This window comes from Kribbella antibiotica, from assembly GCF_004349055.1.
Taxonomy (GTDB): Bacteria; Actinomycetota; Actinomycetes; order Propionibacteriales; family Kribbellaceae; genus Kribbella; species Kribbella antibiotica.
On sequence record NZ_SMKX01000015.1, the window covers coordinates 64,419 to 77,529 of the forward strand.

The window sequence follows — 13,111 nt, forward strand, 5'->3', positions numbered from 1 at the left end:
GAACTCCTGGCGGCTCACGGTTGAGGGGCTGTGAGCCGCCAGGTCCGTCCCCGGTCAGCAGCCCTTGAAGTGCTTGTCAGCGGCCCATCCGGTGTTTGCCCAACTGTCCGCAGCCGCCGGGGTGAACCCCGGTGTGGCCGTAGCGAGGTTGCCGAGCAGCCAGTTCGTGAAGCGGGCAGCGCCTTGTGGGCAGGTGTGGATGCCGTCGGTGCTGCGGTCGGCCTTGCCGTCCTTCTGCTGCTGGTAGGCGGGTCCCCAGACCTCTGCGGCATCCAGCACGCTCGCCTTACCGGCAGATTCCGCTGCCACTTCGCGGGCCACTGCCGTCGTACGGGCAAGGTCTGCCAGGTGCGGCTTGTAGAAGTCGTCGGCCTTGATCGGCGGCATGGTGACAATGACCAGTTTCGCGCCGGCCGCGGTGACCAGGGCGAGCAACTTGCGGTAGGCCGCCTTCTGCTCCGCCGCAGTACCCCAGTCGTAGGTCGTGATCTGGTAGACGACTGTGGTCGGCCGGGCGGCGGTGATGGCGGCGGGGAGCTTCTTCCAGCCCTCAGCGGAGAACGGCCCGACCACGTTGCCACCGCCGGCTGCCGCCAGCGACTGGTAGCCGACCCCACTGGCTTTCAGCGCCGCTTCCAGCGCCAGCGACTCGCCGACCGCGATCGAGTCGCCCAGCAACACCACCTTGGCACTGCTCGGCTTGGCCGAGCTCGCCGGTGGCTCAGAGGGTGAGGTCTTGGAGGTCGTAGAGCAGGCGGCGATCATCAGCAGGCCCACCAGCCCCAGTACAAGGTTTCGCGTCTTCGTCATGAGGTGAAGCGTGCCGACGCGATGTCCTGGTCTGTCCGCCGCAATGTCGCGGTTGTGTCGCAGGAGCCCGCGGTGCGCACCGATCGCTGCTGGTACTGCCCATACTGGCGAGGTGCCGGCCATCTTGCTGATCGAGGACGACCCGTTGGTACGGCGTGGCCTCGAGCTTGCGCTGAGCCGGCACGGTCACGACATCCGGGCTGCTGAGACCGGCGAGGACGGGCTGCGGGAGTTCAGTTCGGCCACACCCGATCTCGTGGTGCTCGACCTGATGCTGCCGGGGATCGACGGAATCCAGGTGTGCCGCCGGATCCGGGAGGCCGGCGAGGTGCCGGTCATCATCCTGACTGCGCGTGGTGACGACTTCGACGTCGTCGAAGGGCTCGCGGCCGGTGCGGACGACTACGTGATCAAGCCGGTCCAGCCGACTGTTCTCGACGCGCGGATCCGCGCCGTACTGCGACGCAGTGACAGCGCTCCGGACGGCGTCCGCGTCCATGGCGAGCTGCGCATCGACACTGCGGCTCTCACGGTGACAGTCCGGGACACGCCGGTACCGCTGACGCCGACCGAGCTGCGACTGCTACTCACGGTGTCGCAGTCAGCGGGGCAGGTGTTCAGCAGGCAGCAGCTCCTCGAAGCCGTGTGGGAGCACGACTACCTCGGAGACTCCCGACTGGTCGACAACTGCGTGCAGCGACTGAGGGCGAAGATCGAACAGGACGCCGCAGCCCCGCGGTACGTCCAGACCGTTAGAGGCTTCGGATACCGCTTCGGGCCGCTATGAGCTGGACCCTCCGGCCGAGAGGCCTGCGGGCGCGGCTGGTGGTTGCGTTCGTGCTGGTCACGGTGGCCGGTGCCACCGCAGCCGCGTGGTCGAGCGCTAGGTCGGCGAGCACTGCGTTGGTCACCTCGAACCAGCAGCGCCTGACCGCGTCCACCGCAGACCAGCTCGCAGCGATCACTCCCGAGCTCAGCTATCCCCCGGACCAGGCCGCGCTCGACCGGATCCGGATCGCGGTGGGAGAGAACACTCTGGTCACCTTTCGCGGCATGCAGTCCGCCGACGGCGCCGCTGGACTGGTCCCCGGCACCCTGCGCACCGCCGTACAGGAACAGCGCCAGATGGTGGCGCAGCGAATCACAGCCGAAGGCAAGCCCTGGCTACTGATCGGGACACCGATCATGACCACTGCAGTCAACGGATCCCGGACGCCGTCCGGGATCGAGGTGTACTCGGTCCGCGACCTCACCGCGGTCGAGCAGGAGATCGACAGCCTCACCAGAACCGCAGTCGCAACGTCGGCCCTCGCGCTACTGCCGGCTGTGTTCCTCGCATTGCTCGCGGCACGCAGTGTGCTCCGCCCGGTTCGCGACCTGCGCGACACCGCCCGTCGGCTCGCTGACGGCGATCTGTCGGCGCGGACAGCACCGCAGGGTGCAGATGAGCTCGCCGCCCTCACCGACACGGTGAATGAGATGGCGGCGTCGTTGCAGGACTCGATGGTGACCATGCAGCGGATGCAATCCGACGCACGCCGGTTCGCGGCCGACGTGTCCCACGAGCTCCGAACCCCGCTGAGTACGCTCACGGCCGTCGTTGAGGTGCTGGCCGGTACGACGGCGGGGATGGAACCCGATGCCAGGGAATCCGCCGAACTTGCAGTCACCGAGACCGAGCGACTGGTCCGGCTGGTCGAGGACCTGATGGAGGTCTCCAGGTTCGACGCAGGGACCGCCGGACTGCGGCTGGAAGAGACGAACCTCGCCGACGCGGTCCGCGATTGCCTGCGCGCCAGGAACTGGCTGGACCAGGTCGACCTGGTCGCCGCGGACAACGTCGTACTGCGGTGTGATCGCCGCCGGCTGGACGTCATCGTGGCCAACCTGGTCGGCAATGCGTTCCGGCACGGCGAACCGCCCGTCCTGGTGCGGATCAGCGTCACGCAAGAGGAGGCCGCCGTCGAAGTGACCGACAACGGCCCAGGACTCTCCGAGATGGTTCTTCCGCACGTGTTCGATCGCTTCTACAAGGCCGATGCGGCCCGAACCCGTACGCCGGGCAGCGGACTGGGCCTCGCTATTGCGCTGGAGAACGCCCGGCTGCACAGCGGCGATCTGACCGCCTCCAACAACGCGCATGGTGGCGCCCGCTTCACCTTGCTGTTGCCACGCGGTCTGGAGAAGCTGTGAGAACGCTCGTCGCTCTGCTGGGCGTGCTCACGCTGGCAGGCTGTGGCATCCAGCCGTCCGGTGTGAGCGATGGTGGCGAAGCCCCAACCGGCCTGGCTACAGGTCCGACCCTGTACTTCGTCGATGCGTCCCAGCACCTCGTCGCCCAGCCACGGCAGGGCGGTCGTCTGGGCACCATCGCTGACGCGATCGCGTTGCTGCTGTCCGGCCCAGGCGGTACCGGCAAGCTGCACACGGAGATCACTGCGGGCGAGGTCACCCGAACCGACGTGGCGATCAGTCCCGGCGTCATTGAGGTGCGGCTACCGCTGACCGTCGACGATGTCACTTCCCTGGGCATCGATCAGCTCGTCTGCACAACGCTGGCCGTGCACATCCAGAGCGGTGGCTCGAGAAACGTGAAGGTGCGTTTGGTGTTCACCCTCGCCACGCCGGAATCGGACCGCTTGCGAACCTGCCCGCTGATCAGTTGAGCTTGGTGATGTCGATCGTGACCGGGGCCGGTGCGGGCAGAAAGACCCAGAGACTGGCCAGGCAGATCAGTACGGCGACCAGCACGACCAGCCCTGTTCTTCCTCTGGCCCACTTGGCCCGGAAGCGGATCGGGTCCTCGACCAGGTACTTCGACAGCGTCGCCAGGCTGATCGACACCGCGCAGACGACGACGGTCCGGAGCCAGCCGGTGATGTGAACCGGCAGCAGCACGATGACGGGCCAGTGCCACAGGTAGAGGCTGTAGGAGATCTGCCCCAGCCCGCGCAGCGGACGCCAACCCAGGCTCTTGGCCACTAGCGAGTCCGGTGCTTGGGTGCACAACACGATCAGCAGCGCCGCAGCCAGTGAGTGCGCGAAAAGGCCGCCGGTGAACAGCCACTGCGAGTCCACCCCGTCGACCAGCACCCACGCCGTACCAAGGCCTGCCACCAGCAGTGTTGCCGCGGCACCGGTCCGAGCGCCGACGACCCTGGCCACCGCAGTACGTACTGGGCGGGTTGCGACCAAGGCTCCTAGCAGCAGGGAGAACGCACGGGTGTCTGTGCCGGTGTAGACCCGAGTGGGATCCTCGGGACTCACCAACACGATCATCAGCACCAGCGAAATCACAGCTCCTGCCGTAGCGCCCACCGCGACTCGTTTGTGCACCTGCTGTGAGAACCGGGCAATGCCGAGGACGACGAGCGGCCACAGCAGATAGAACTGCTCCTCGACGGCGATGCTCCACAGATGCCCGAAGACTCGCTCCGCACCGAACCGTTCCCAGTAGCTCGCGGACTCAGCCAGCAGGTGCCAGTTGATCAGGTTGGCCTGAACCCACGGCCCGTCGGAGAGCGTTGTGCGTACCAGGTCCGGTGCGCCCACGAACCACACCAGCACGGTCACTCCGACAAGCATCGTGGCCAGCGCGGGTAGCAGTCGCCGGACCCGGCGGCCCCAGAACCCGGCCAGCGAGACCACTCCGGTCCGTTCAACCTCGCGAAGCAGGAGGTCTGTGATCAGGTAGCCGGACAGTGCGAAGAAGAGATCGACTCCGAGGAATCCACCGGACAGGTGGCCGGTGTGGAACAGGAGGACCCCGATGATCGCCACCCCTCGCAGCCCATCCAGTGCGGGCAGATGCGCCTTGCGCCGGTTCGTCACGGGTGCGGACAGTTCTGCTTGCGTCATGCTTTCGACGATCGCCGTGGCAGATGGCGAGGACGTCCGTGCTCTGTCGCAAACCGGTCGCAACCCGACCCGGCGGCTTGTGGGTCCGGTCTAGGGTCGGGGTATGGCCCTTTTGCTGGAGCTGGATCTGACCCGGGGTGTGCTCGAGACGCCGCCCGCATCACCCGTGGCCGCGTTCCGCGCGCGGCACCTGCCGACATTGCGCGAGCTGGTCGCAGGGCTGCGCAAGGCGGCTCGGGACGAGTCCGTGGCCGGTCTGGTCGCGCACTTGGGTGGAGCGCGGCTTTCGCTGTCGCAGGTGCAGGACCTGCGCGACGCTGTGGCTGAGTTCCGGACTTCGGGCAAGCCTGTGGTCGCGTGGACCGAGTCGTTCGGTGAGGCCGGCGGCGGGACTGTCCCCTACTACCTAGCTACGGCGTTCGACGAGATCTGGGTGCAGCCGTCAGGTGATCTCGGGATCACTGGTGTCACCATGCAGGCGGTGTTCATCCGCGGCGCCCTGGACAAGGCGGGCGTGATTCCGCAGTTCGGGAAGCGGCGTGAGTACAAGACCGCCGCAGACACGTTCACAGAGAAGGAGATGACCGCTCCGGCTCGCGAGATGGCAGCGCGGCTGGCCGAGTCGGCGTACGAGCAGATCGCCGACGGAATCGCCGTACGGCGTCGGTTGTCGCCGGAGCGAGTGCGTGAACTCGTGGACAGCGCGCCTCTGCACGCGCAAGCGGCTCTGGATGCCGGACTGGTCGATCGGCTCGGCTATCGGTCGGACGTGTACGACGAGTTGGAGAAGACGCTCGGTGAGACCGAGCGGCTGCTGGTGGAGCGCTACGTACGACGTGGGCCGCGCACGCTGGCCGAGTTGCAGCGACGACTCCCCTGGCCGGAGAAGCCGCTGGTGGCCGTCGTACGGGTTTCCGGCAACATCACGGTCGGCCGGAACGCGAGCGGTCCGCTCGGCGGGCCTGGCTCTGGCTCAGACACGATCGGCGCGGCTCTGCGTGCCGTTGCGGAGAACGACAAGGTCAAAGCCGTCGTACTGCGCATCGACAGCCCCGGCGGCTCGTACGTCGCTTCTGACGCGATCCGCAACGAGGTGCTGCGCCTGCGGTCGACCGGGAAGCCGGTGATCGCGTCGATGGGCAGTGTCGCCGCATCCGGCGGGTACTTCGTCGCGATGCCGGCTGATGTGATCGTGGCGCAGCCGGGGACCATCACTGGTTCGATCGGCGTGCTGACCGGCAAGGGCGTCGTACGGGATGCTCTGGCGCGGATTGGGATCTCGCAGCAGGCAGTGTCGGAGGGTGAGAACGCACGGATGTACTCCGCGCAGGAGGAGTTCAGCGACGACCAGTGGGCTCGGCTCGAGGAGACGCTGGACCGGATCTACCAGGACTTCGTCGCCAAGGCAGCGCTGGACCGCGGGCTACCGGACGAAGAGCTGGAGGCGCTGGCGCGCGGCCGAGTGTGGACTGGTGCGGACGCTTTCGACCGCAAGCTGGTTGACGAGCTCGGCGGGTTCCAGCATGCGCTGACGCTGGCCTGCAACCGCGCTGGGCTCGACCGCGACCACATCCAGGTCACGACCGTGCCGCACCGCAACCTGCTCGACCAACTGCGTGCACCGACCACTACGGACGACCTGGCCGTCACAGCGCAGCCACTGACGCTGGACGGCCTGGCCAGTGGGCTCTACAGCGCACTGGGGCTCCCGCCGGCCGGACTACTCCGGATGCCGCTGAACTGGCAGTTGGCCTAGGAGGTTCGCTCGCCGCCCGGGACCCAGAGGACGTCGCCGCCGGAAGAGAGGTTGGCGACGCGGCCCAGGATGAAGAGCAGGTCGGAGAGCCGGTTCAGGTAGGTGATGGCCAGCAGGTTCACCAGCGGGCCGTGCTCCTCGACTGCAGCCCAGGCGGTGCGCTCGGACCGGCGGACTACAGTGCGGGCCACGTTGAGGTAGGCGGCGCCCACAGCGCCACCGGGCAGGATGAACGAGCGCAGCTTGGTGAGGCGGCTGTTGTACTCGTCGCACCAGCCTTCGAGGCGGTCGATGTACTCCTGGGTGATCCGCAGCGGCTCGTAGGCCGGGTTCGGCGTGATCGGGTTGCACAGGTCCGCGCCGACGTCGAACAGGTCGTTCTGGATCCTGGTCAGCAGCAACACCAGGGTGCTGTTCAGGTGTCCGGCCGCGATGGCGACCCCGATCGCCGAGTTCGCTTCGTCCACATCGCCGTACGCCGCCAGTCGCGGATCCGTCTTCGACGTGGTCGAGTTGTCGCCCAGGCGGGTCTCGCCTGCGTCACCGGTGCGGGTGTAGATCCGCGTCAAGTTCACAGCCATGGCAGGGACTCTACGCAAAGGTGATCGGGTCTAAACGCTACAGTCGACCAGTGGAACGGTTTCGGATCGCGGGTGAGGCACGGCTCGAGGGAGCTGTGGAGGTAGCTGGGGCGAAGAACAGCGTGCTCAAGCTGATGGCTGCGGCACTGCTGGCGGAGGGGACGACGACGCTGCGGCAGGTGCCGGGCATTCTGGACGTCACCTTCATGGCGCAACTGCTGGACACCCTGGGCTGCTCAGTCACGGTGGACGCTGAGGCCGGGCTGGCGACCATCGCCGTACCGGGTGAGATCGGCTACCAGTGCGACTACGACCTGGTGCGCAAGCTCCGGGCCTCCATCTCGGTGCTGGGCCCGCTGCTGGGCCGCTGCGGCCGCGCAGAGGTCGCTCTGCCCGGCGGTGACAACATCGGCTCCCGTGGTCTGAACATGCACGTCGCAGGGCTGGAGGCGATGGGCGCGAAGGTGCACATCGAGCACGGCTTCGTGATTGCCGAGGCTCCGCAGGGGCTGCACGGCGCTGAGGTCTGGCTGGACTTCCCGAGCGTCGGGGCGACCGAGACGATCATGATGGCGGCAGTGCTGGCCCGCGGGACGACGGTCATCGAGAACGCCGCCCGTGAGCCGGAGATCCAGGACATCGCGGCGCTGCTGGTGTCGATGGGTGCCCAGATCGACGGCGCGGGCTCGCCGCGGATCGAGGTCACCGGAGTCAGCGGTCTGCTGAAGCCGGTCGACCACGTCGTGATCCCGGACCGGATCGTCAGTGGGAGCTGGGCCTTCGCGGCTGCGATCACCAAGGGTGACATCACGATCTCGAACGGTCACGCCGAGCATCTCGAACTACCGCTCGACAAGCTGCACAAGGCGGGCGCCGAGATCGAGATCCTGAACCCCGGCTTCCGGGTCCGGATGGACAATCGGCCCAAGCCCGTCGACGTGGTCACGCTGCCGTACCCCGGTTTCGCGACCGACCTGCAGGCCTTCGTGATCGCGATGAACGCGCTCAGTGACGGCGCCGCGATGGTCACCGAGAACCTGTTCGAGGGCCGATTCACGTTCGCTCAGGAGCTCACCCGGCTCGGCGCGCAGATCCAGACTGACGGTCACCACGCGGTCGTCCGCGGCGTCCCGCGGCTCTCCGGAGCACCGGTCGTCGCCTCCGACATCCGCGCCGGCGCCGCGCTCGTCCTGGCCGGGCTGGCCGCGGAGGGCGAGACCCTGGTGTCGGCCGCACACCACGTGCACCGCGGCTACACGGACTTCGCCGGCAACCTCCGCCGCCTCGGGGCGGATGTCACCGTCGAGCCCGACGACGCGGACGTGTACTGGAACTGACTACTTGAGTCCCTTGGGGCTCAGCGGGTGCTGATGCTTCAGGATGCTGTCGACGGACTTGGGTTTGGCCGTCGCCTTGGCGGCCTTGCCCGGCCCGTTCGGGCCGACGGCCGGCTTCGAGGAGGCATCGAGCCAGGCGGCGAACAGGCTGTCCAGATCTTTGCCTGCCAGCCGCTTCGCCAGCGCGATGAAGTCAGCGGTGTTCGCGTTGCCGCCACGATGTTCAGCCGCCCAGGTGCGCAGGATGCTGAAGAACACCTTGTCTCCCACAGCTGTGCGCAACGCCTGCAGCGTCATCGCTCCCCGGTTGTAGATCCCCCAGGTGAACAAGCCACTGCCGGGATCGCCGGGCGGTTCCGACCAAGCCGGGTGTCCGGTTGGAAAGAGCTCGTACAAGTACTGGGCAAGCTCAGCCGCGGTGCCGTCGCCCTGGGACTCCGACCACAGGAACTGGGCGTACGTCGCGAATCCCTCGGCCAGCCAGATATCGCGCCAGGCGGCGACCGACACCGAGTTACCGAACCATTGATGGGCCATTTCGTGCGCCACGACGCTGGGGACCGCGCCGACGCTGAACATGTTGGTCGGGTAGATCGGGCGGGTCTGGGTCTCCAGAGCTCCGATCGGCATCTTCGAGTCCACCACCCCGCCCTGAGCCTCGAACGGATACGGGCCGAAGTATTTGGACAGCACGCCGACGATCTCCGGCGTGCGCTCCACCGAAGCCTTCGCTGCCGGGCCGTCCGCACCGAGATCGGACCCGTAGGCCCGGACGAACGGCAGGCCGCTCGGCGTCGTCGAGGTCTTCAGGTCGTACTTGCCGATCGCCAGGAACGTCACGTGGCCCGCCTGCGGCTCGGTGCTCCGCCAGTGCCAGCGGACCAACCCACCCGCCAAGGGGAAGCCGGCCACGGTCAGCAGACCGTTCGACACCGCGGTCAGCCCGGCCGGCACCGCGATGTTCACATCGTGGGTCGCTTTGTCCAGGGGGTGGTTGTTGCTGGGAAACCACCACGGCGCGATGTTCGGCTCCCGCGCCGCCAGCGCACCGGTGGGGGTCCGGACCCAGCCCTCTTTGCCGTCGAGGCGGTACTTCGCCGGAGTGTCGCTGTACGTCACCACGACGACCAGATCCTCGTCATCGGCGACCGCCGTTTTCGGAGTGACCTTCAGTTCGCCGCCATCGGTGGTGAACTCGGCCGGCTCGTTGTTCACCTTGACCGACGTCACCTTCAGCAGGAAGTCCAGATTGAAGCTGGACAGCTCCTGACTGGCTTTGGCCAGGATCGTGGTGGTCCCGGTCAGCAGATCGGTCTTCGGTTGGTACTTCAGACTGATGTCGTAGTGCGAGACGTCGTACCCGCCGTTGCCGGCCAGCGGGAAGTAGGGATCACCGATCCCCGGCGCGCCCGGTCCCGGTGCGGCCACGGAGACCGCAGTACCCAGCAGGCCGAACCCGAGGAGGGTCGCCACCCCTCTGCGAAGCAGCTTCATTTCGGTCCCTGTCCGTGGTGTCCGGTAGTCGCGAACAGGTGGCTGTTCGCGGTGATCTGCTCATACGACTTCGGCTTGGCCGATCGCTGCGCCGTGAAGGCCCCGTTGGGGCCGGTCGCAGGGCGTTCCGCGGCGTGGATCCAGGCCTGGAACAGCGCGTCCAGGTCCTGACCGGAGATCTCCTCGGCCAGCGCGACGAACTGCGCCGTGGTCGCTGCTTCGTCGGTCTTCTGCCGGGTGACCCAGTCACGCAGGATCGTGAAGAACTTGTCGTCGCCGACCTTGGTCCGCAGTGCCTGCAAGGTCAGCGCGCCGCGCGTGTAGATGGGGAACGCCGAGTGGCTCTCCGGGTCGGGATGGGACGGTGGCGACTGCCAGACCGGGTCGTCCGCGGGGTGCCGGTCGAAGCTGAACTGGGCGACCTCGGCCGCCGTCCCCAGCCCCTCGATCTCGGACCACAAGAACTCCGCGTAGGTGGCGAAACCCTCGGACAGCCATTGGGTGTCCGGACCGACCGTGTGCACCTGGAGGCCGTACCACTGGTGCGTCATTTCGTGGGCTACCACCGAGGAGTTCGCGCCGCCCGCGAACACACCCGCGGTGTAGGTCGGCCGGGTCGCCGTCGCCACCACACTCGCGAAGGTCGAGTCCACCAGGCCGCCGTACGCCTTGAACGGGTACGGACCGAACCACTTCGACAGCTCCGCGACGATTTCGGGCGTCCGCTCGACAGACAGCCGGGCCGGCGTGCGGAGGTCGCCGAGGTCAGCGCCGTACGCTCTCGTGAACGGACGGCCGTCCGGTCCGGTCGAGGTGGTCAGCTCGTACCGGCCGATCGCCAGCAGCGTGACGCCGACCGCCTGCGGGACGTTGTTCGTCCAGGACCACTTGTCCCCGCCCGGCGCCGGCTCAGGACCGCCGTACCAGGGCAGCTCGCCGTTCGACAGCGCCTGCAGACCCTTCGGTACGACGATCACCACCGACTGGGTGGCGCGGTCCGCGGGGTCGAAGGCGGTCGGGAACCACCATTCCGGTGAGCCGACCGAGACCACGCCGGTCGGCGTACGCTTCCAGCCCCACCCGCCCGAGCCGTCGCCCGTGCGGTCGGACGGGTTGTCGCGGTACCGGACCACGACGACGAGGTCGTCACCCTCCTCGATCGACCTCTTGGGCGTCACCTTCAGGATGCCGTCCTTGGAGGTGAAGGCGGCCGGCTCGTTGTTCACGCTGACCGAGGAGACCGTGAGCAGGAAGTGCAGGTCGAACGTCGGCAGTGTCCGAGTGGCTCGACCCAGGATCGTCGTCGTCCCGGACAGTACCTCCGGCGCGAGTTGATACCGCAGATTCACCCCGTAGTGACTGACTTCGAAGCCGCCGTCGGCAATCTCGGCCGCTACCGCGGGCACCGGCGGAAGGTAGCCGAGACTGCCACCGGCGAGCGCCAGCACCGTGGCCAGGGAGAAAGTCCTCCGTGAGATCTGCATGGTCCGAGCATTGCCTGGAACTGTCATGGATCCATGAAGGCCGGGTTAGGGTCTTGTCATGAGTGAGCGCGTGGTCAAGCCAGTAGGCCGAGGTTTCCTGTTCCTGGACTCGCATCCGGCCGGATGCACCCAGGTGGCCAGAAATCTGGCCGCCTCCGTCGAGCCCCGGCCGGCGGACCGCCGGGTCGCGTTGGTGATCGGGTCCAGCTCGGGGTACGGGCTGGCCACGACGATCGCCGGACTGGCGCAGTTCGGGATCGACGGGATCGGAATCGCCTTCGAGAAGGACGCCACAGCCCGTCGTACGGCGACCGCCGGGTGGTACCGGACGGTGGAGACTGCTGCGCTGGCGGCTGAGCTCGGGCGCGACTTCACCTTCGTGAACGCGGATGCGTTCGCGGACACCACCAAGACCGAGGTGCTCGATCTGATCGCCGAGAAGTTCGGCAAGATCGACCACCTCGTCTACAGCGTCGCGGCCCCGCGCCGGACAGACCCTCGCAACGGCGAGACCTACCAGTCGGCGCTCAAGACGATCGGCGAGCCGTACACGACCAAGTCCCTCGCGTACGACGGCACCGAGCCGCAGCTGACCGAGGTCACGGTCGACCCGGCGTCCGAAGACGACCTCGCCCAGACCGTCAAGGTCATGGGCGGCGAGGACTGGGCCCGCTGGATCACCGCCCTGCAGGAGCGCGACCTGCTCAACGAGGGCTTCAACACCGTCGCCCTGACCTACATCGGCTCCGACATCACCGGCCCGATCTACCGCCAGGGCTCGATCGGCACCGCCAAGGCCGACCTCGAGCAGACCGCACTCACCCTGGCCAAGGACGGTTTCACCGCACACACCTCGGTCAACGGCGCCGCCGTCACCCAGGCCTCGTCGGCGATCCCCGGCATCGGCCTCTACACCAGCCTCCTGCACAAGACCCTCGGCGACGCCATGCAGACGCCGATGCAGCAGTCCGTCAGTCTCTGGGCCCAGCTCACCGGCGAGACCCCGTTGGACCTCGACGAGGAGAACCGGATCCGCCTGGACCGCTGGGAGCTCACCCCCGAGGTCCAGACCGACGTCCACGCCGCCTGGCAGTCCGTCACCCCGGAAACCATCGCCGACCTGGCCGACCACGAGTGGTTCTACGCGGAAATCCGTCGCCTCTACGGCTTCGACGTACCGGGTGTGGACTACGACGCCGAGGTCGAGGTCGACGTCCCCTGGCCGGCCAAGTAGTCGCGTGCCGCCATCAGCGCGAAGCCGAGCAGATTGAGCCCCCGCCAGCGGGCAGGGGTCGAGGCTGCCTCGTCGTTGGCTGCCAGGCCGATCCCCCACACGCGATCGACCGGGCTGGCCTCGACCAGCACCCGTGATCCGGTGCCGAGCAGGTAGTCGCCCAGCTCCGGGTGGGCGCTGAATTTGTGGATCGAACCGTCCACGACCAGCCCCATCCGATGCTCCCGCCAGGTCTCCTCGTCGAAGTTGCGCACGGCGCGACCGGCGGCCTTCGCGGCTCCGGCGTTCCGTGCACCCTGCACGGCCGCGAGAGCGGCGTCGTCACCGAACAGCCGGGCTTTCCCCGCCATCATCCAGTGCTCGGCCGTCGGATAGCGGACGTCGTCCACAACGAACGGCGCCGGGAACCACTGGCTGAAACAACTCGCGTCGACTGCACCTGGGCGCCGCGGCCGGTGCCCCCAGAAAACCACGTAGCGATACCTGCGACCGCGCGCGATCCCGTCGAGCAGATCGGCGACGGACCGCGGAGCGTCGAGCGAACCGGGCGGCTTCAT

At 67.7% G+C, this 13,111-nt stretch carries 12 protein-coding genes; 6 read left to right on the plus strand and 6 right to left on the minus strand.

The window, feature by feature from the left end:
- Positions 1–54: 54 nt before the first annotated feature.
- A complete protein-coding gene (locus tag E1263_RS07710; RefSeq protein ID WP_132166481.1) occupies positions 55–810 on the minus strand; it encodes an SGNH/GDSL hydrolase family protein in 756 nt (251 codons plus the stop codon).
- A gap of 112 nt (positions 811–922) precedes the next feature.
- Here E1263_RS07710 and E1263_RS07715 point away from each other — a divergent pair, with 112 nt between their 5' ends.
- Genes E1263_RS07715 through E1263_RS07725 form a run of 3 tightly spaced genes read left to right on the plus strand, consistent with a single transcriptional unit; the run spans position 923 to position 3,476 of the window.
- Positions 923–1,597: a response regulator transcription factor gene (locus E1263_RS07715; RefSeq protein ID WP_132166482.1), complete on the plus strand. Its 675-nt coding sequence runs from the start codon at positions 923–925 to the stop codon at positions 1,595–1,597.
- Positions 1,594–3,003, plus strand: a complete 1,410-nt coding sequence (locus E1263_RS07720) for a sensor histidine kinase (protein ID WP_132166483.1) — start codon at positions 1,594–1,596, stop codon at positions 3,001–3,003. Before E1263_RS07715 ends, E1263_RS07720 begins: the two co-directional genes overlap by 4 nt.
- Positions 3,000–3,476, plus strand: coding sequence for a hypothetical protein (locus E1263_RS07725; RefSeq protein WP_132166484.1), 477 nt, complete (start codon positions 3,000–3,002; stop codon positions 3,474–3,476). The genes E1263_RS07720 and E1263_RS07725 overlap by 4 nt, the downstream gene beginning before the upstream one ends.
- Here E1263_RS07725 and E1263_RS07730 read toward each other — a convergent pair.
- On the minus strand, positions 3,469–4,668 hold the full coding sequence (locus E1263_RS07730; protein WP_132166485.1) for an acyltransferase family protein: 1,200 nt from the start codon (positions 4,666–4,668) through the stop codon (positions 3,469–3,471). The two genes, E1263_RS07725 and E1263_RS07730, sit on opposite strands and share 8 nt — an antisense overlap.
- Before the next feature lie 103 nt (positions 4,669–4,771).
- On the opposite strand from E1263_RS07730, the gene sppA reads away from it, so the two are divergent.
- Positions 4,772–6,424 carry a signal peptide peptidase SppA gene (gene sppA / locus E1263_RS07735; RefSeq protein ID WP_132166486.1) on the plus strand — a complete coding sequence of 551 codons (1,653 nt, stop codon included), beginning with the start codon at positions 4,772–4,774 and terminating at the stop codon, positions 6,422–6,424.
- Here sppA and E1263_RS07740 read toward each other — a convergent pair.
- The gene (locus tag E1263_RS07740) at positions 6,421–7,005 is read right to left on the minus strand and encodes a cob(I)yrinic acid a,c-diamide adenosyltransferase (protein WP_132166487.1); all 585 of its coding nucleotides are present in this window, start codon (positions 7,003–7,005) and stop codon (positions 6,421–6,423) included. The genes sppA and E1263_RS07740 overlap by 4 nt on opposite strands.
- 50 nt (positions 7,006–7,055) lie before the next feature.
- Between E1263_RS07740 and murA the strand changes: the two genes are divergently transcribed.
- Positions 7,056–8,342, plus strand: coding sequence for a UDP-N-acetylglucosamine 1-carboxyvinyltransferase (gene murA / locus E1263_RS07745; RefSeq protein ID WP_132166488.1), 1,287 nt, complete (start codon positions 7,056–7,058; stop codon positions 8,340–8,342).
- Here murA and E1263_RS07750 read toward each other — a convergent pair whose 3' ends face one another.
- Positions 8,343–9,836: a M1 family metallopeptidase gene (locus tag E1263_RS07750; protein ID WP_132166489.1), complete on the minus strand. Its 1,494-nt coding sequence runs from the start codon at positions 9,834–9,836 to the stop codon at positions 8,343–8,345.
- Positions 9,833–11,320 carry a M1 family metallopeptidase gene (locus tag E1263_RS07755; protein ID WP_165956543.1) on the minus strand — a complete coding sequence of 496 codons (1,488 nt, stop codon included), beginning with the start codon at positions 11,318–11,320 and terminating at the stop codon, positions 9,833–9,835. The genes E1263_RS07750 and E1263_RS07755 overlap by 4 nt, the downstream gene beginning before the upstream one ends.
- 58 nt (positions 11,321–11,378) lie before the next feature.
- Here E1263_RS07755 and fabV point away from each other — a divergent pair, with 58 nt between their 5' ends.
- Positions 11,379–12,554 (plus strand): enoyl-[acyl-carrier-protein] reductase FabV, encoded by a 1,176-nt coding sequence (fabV, locus tag E1263_RS07760; RefSeq protein WP_132166491.1) that lies wholly within the window; start codon positions 11,379–11,381, stop codon positions 12,552–12,554.
- On the opposite strand, the gene E1263_RS07765 is transcribed toward fabV, so the two are convergent.
- Positions 12,509–13,111: an NADAR family protein gene (locus E1263_RS07765; RefSeq protein WP_132166492.1), complete on the minus strand. Its 603-nt coding sequence runs from the start codon at positions 13,109–13,111 to the stop codon at positions 12,509–12,511. The genes fabV and E1263_RS07765 overlap by 46 nt on opposite strands.

Coding starts and splice junctions, on each gene's coding strand:
- E1263_RS07710 (WP_132166481.1), bottom strand. CDS start 810: ATGACGAAGACGCGAAACCTTGTACTGGGGCTGGTGGGCCTGCTGATG.
- E1263_RS07720 (WP_132166483.1), top strand. CDS start 1,594: ATGAGCTGGACCCTCCGGCCGAGAGGCCTGCGGGCGCGGCTGGTGGTT.
- E1263_RS07730 (WP_132166485.1), bottom strand. CDS start 4,668: ATGACGCAAGCAGAACTGTCCGCACCCGTGACGAACCGGCGCAAGGCG.
- sppA (WP_132166486.1), top strand. CDS start 4,772: ATGGCCCTTTTGCTGGAGCTGGATCTGACCCGGGGTGTGCTCGAGACG.
- E1263_RS07740 (WP_132166487.1), bottom strand. CDS start 7,005: ATGGCTGTGAACTTGACGCGGATCTACACCCGCACCGGTGACGCAGGC.
- E1263_RS07750 (WP_132166489.1), bottom strand. CDS start 9,836: ATGAAGCTGCTTCGCAGAGGGGTGGCGACCCTCCTCGGGTTCGGCCTG.
- E1263_RS07755 (WP_165956543.1), bottom strand. CDS start 11,320: ATGCAGATCTCACGGAGGACTTTCTCCCTGGCCACGGTGCTGGCGCTC.
- fabV (WP_132166491.1), top strand. CDS start 11,379: ATGAGTGAGCGCGTGGTCAAGCCAGTAGGCCGAGGTTTCCTGTTCCTG.
- E1263_RS07765 (WP_132166492.1), bottom strand. CDS start 13,111: ATGAAGCCGCCCGGTTCGCTCGACGCTCCGCGGTCCGTCGCCGATCTG.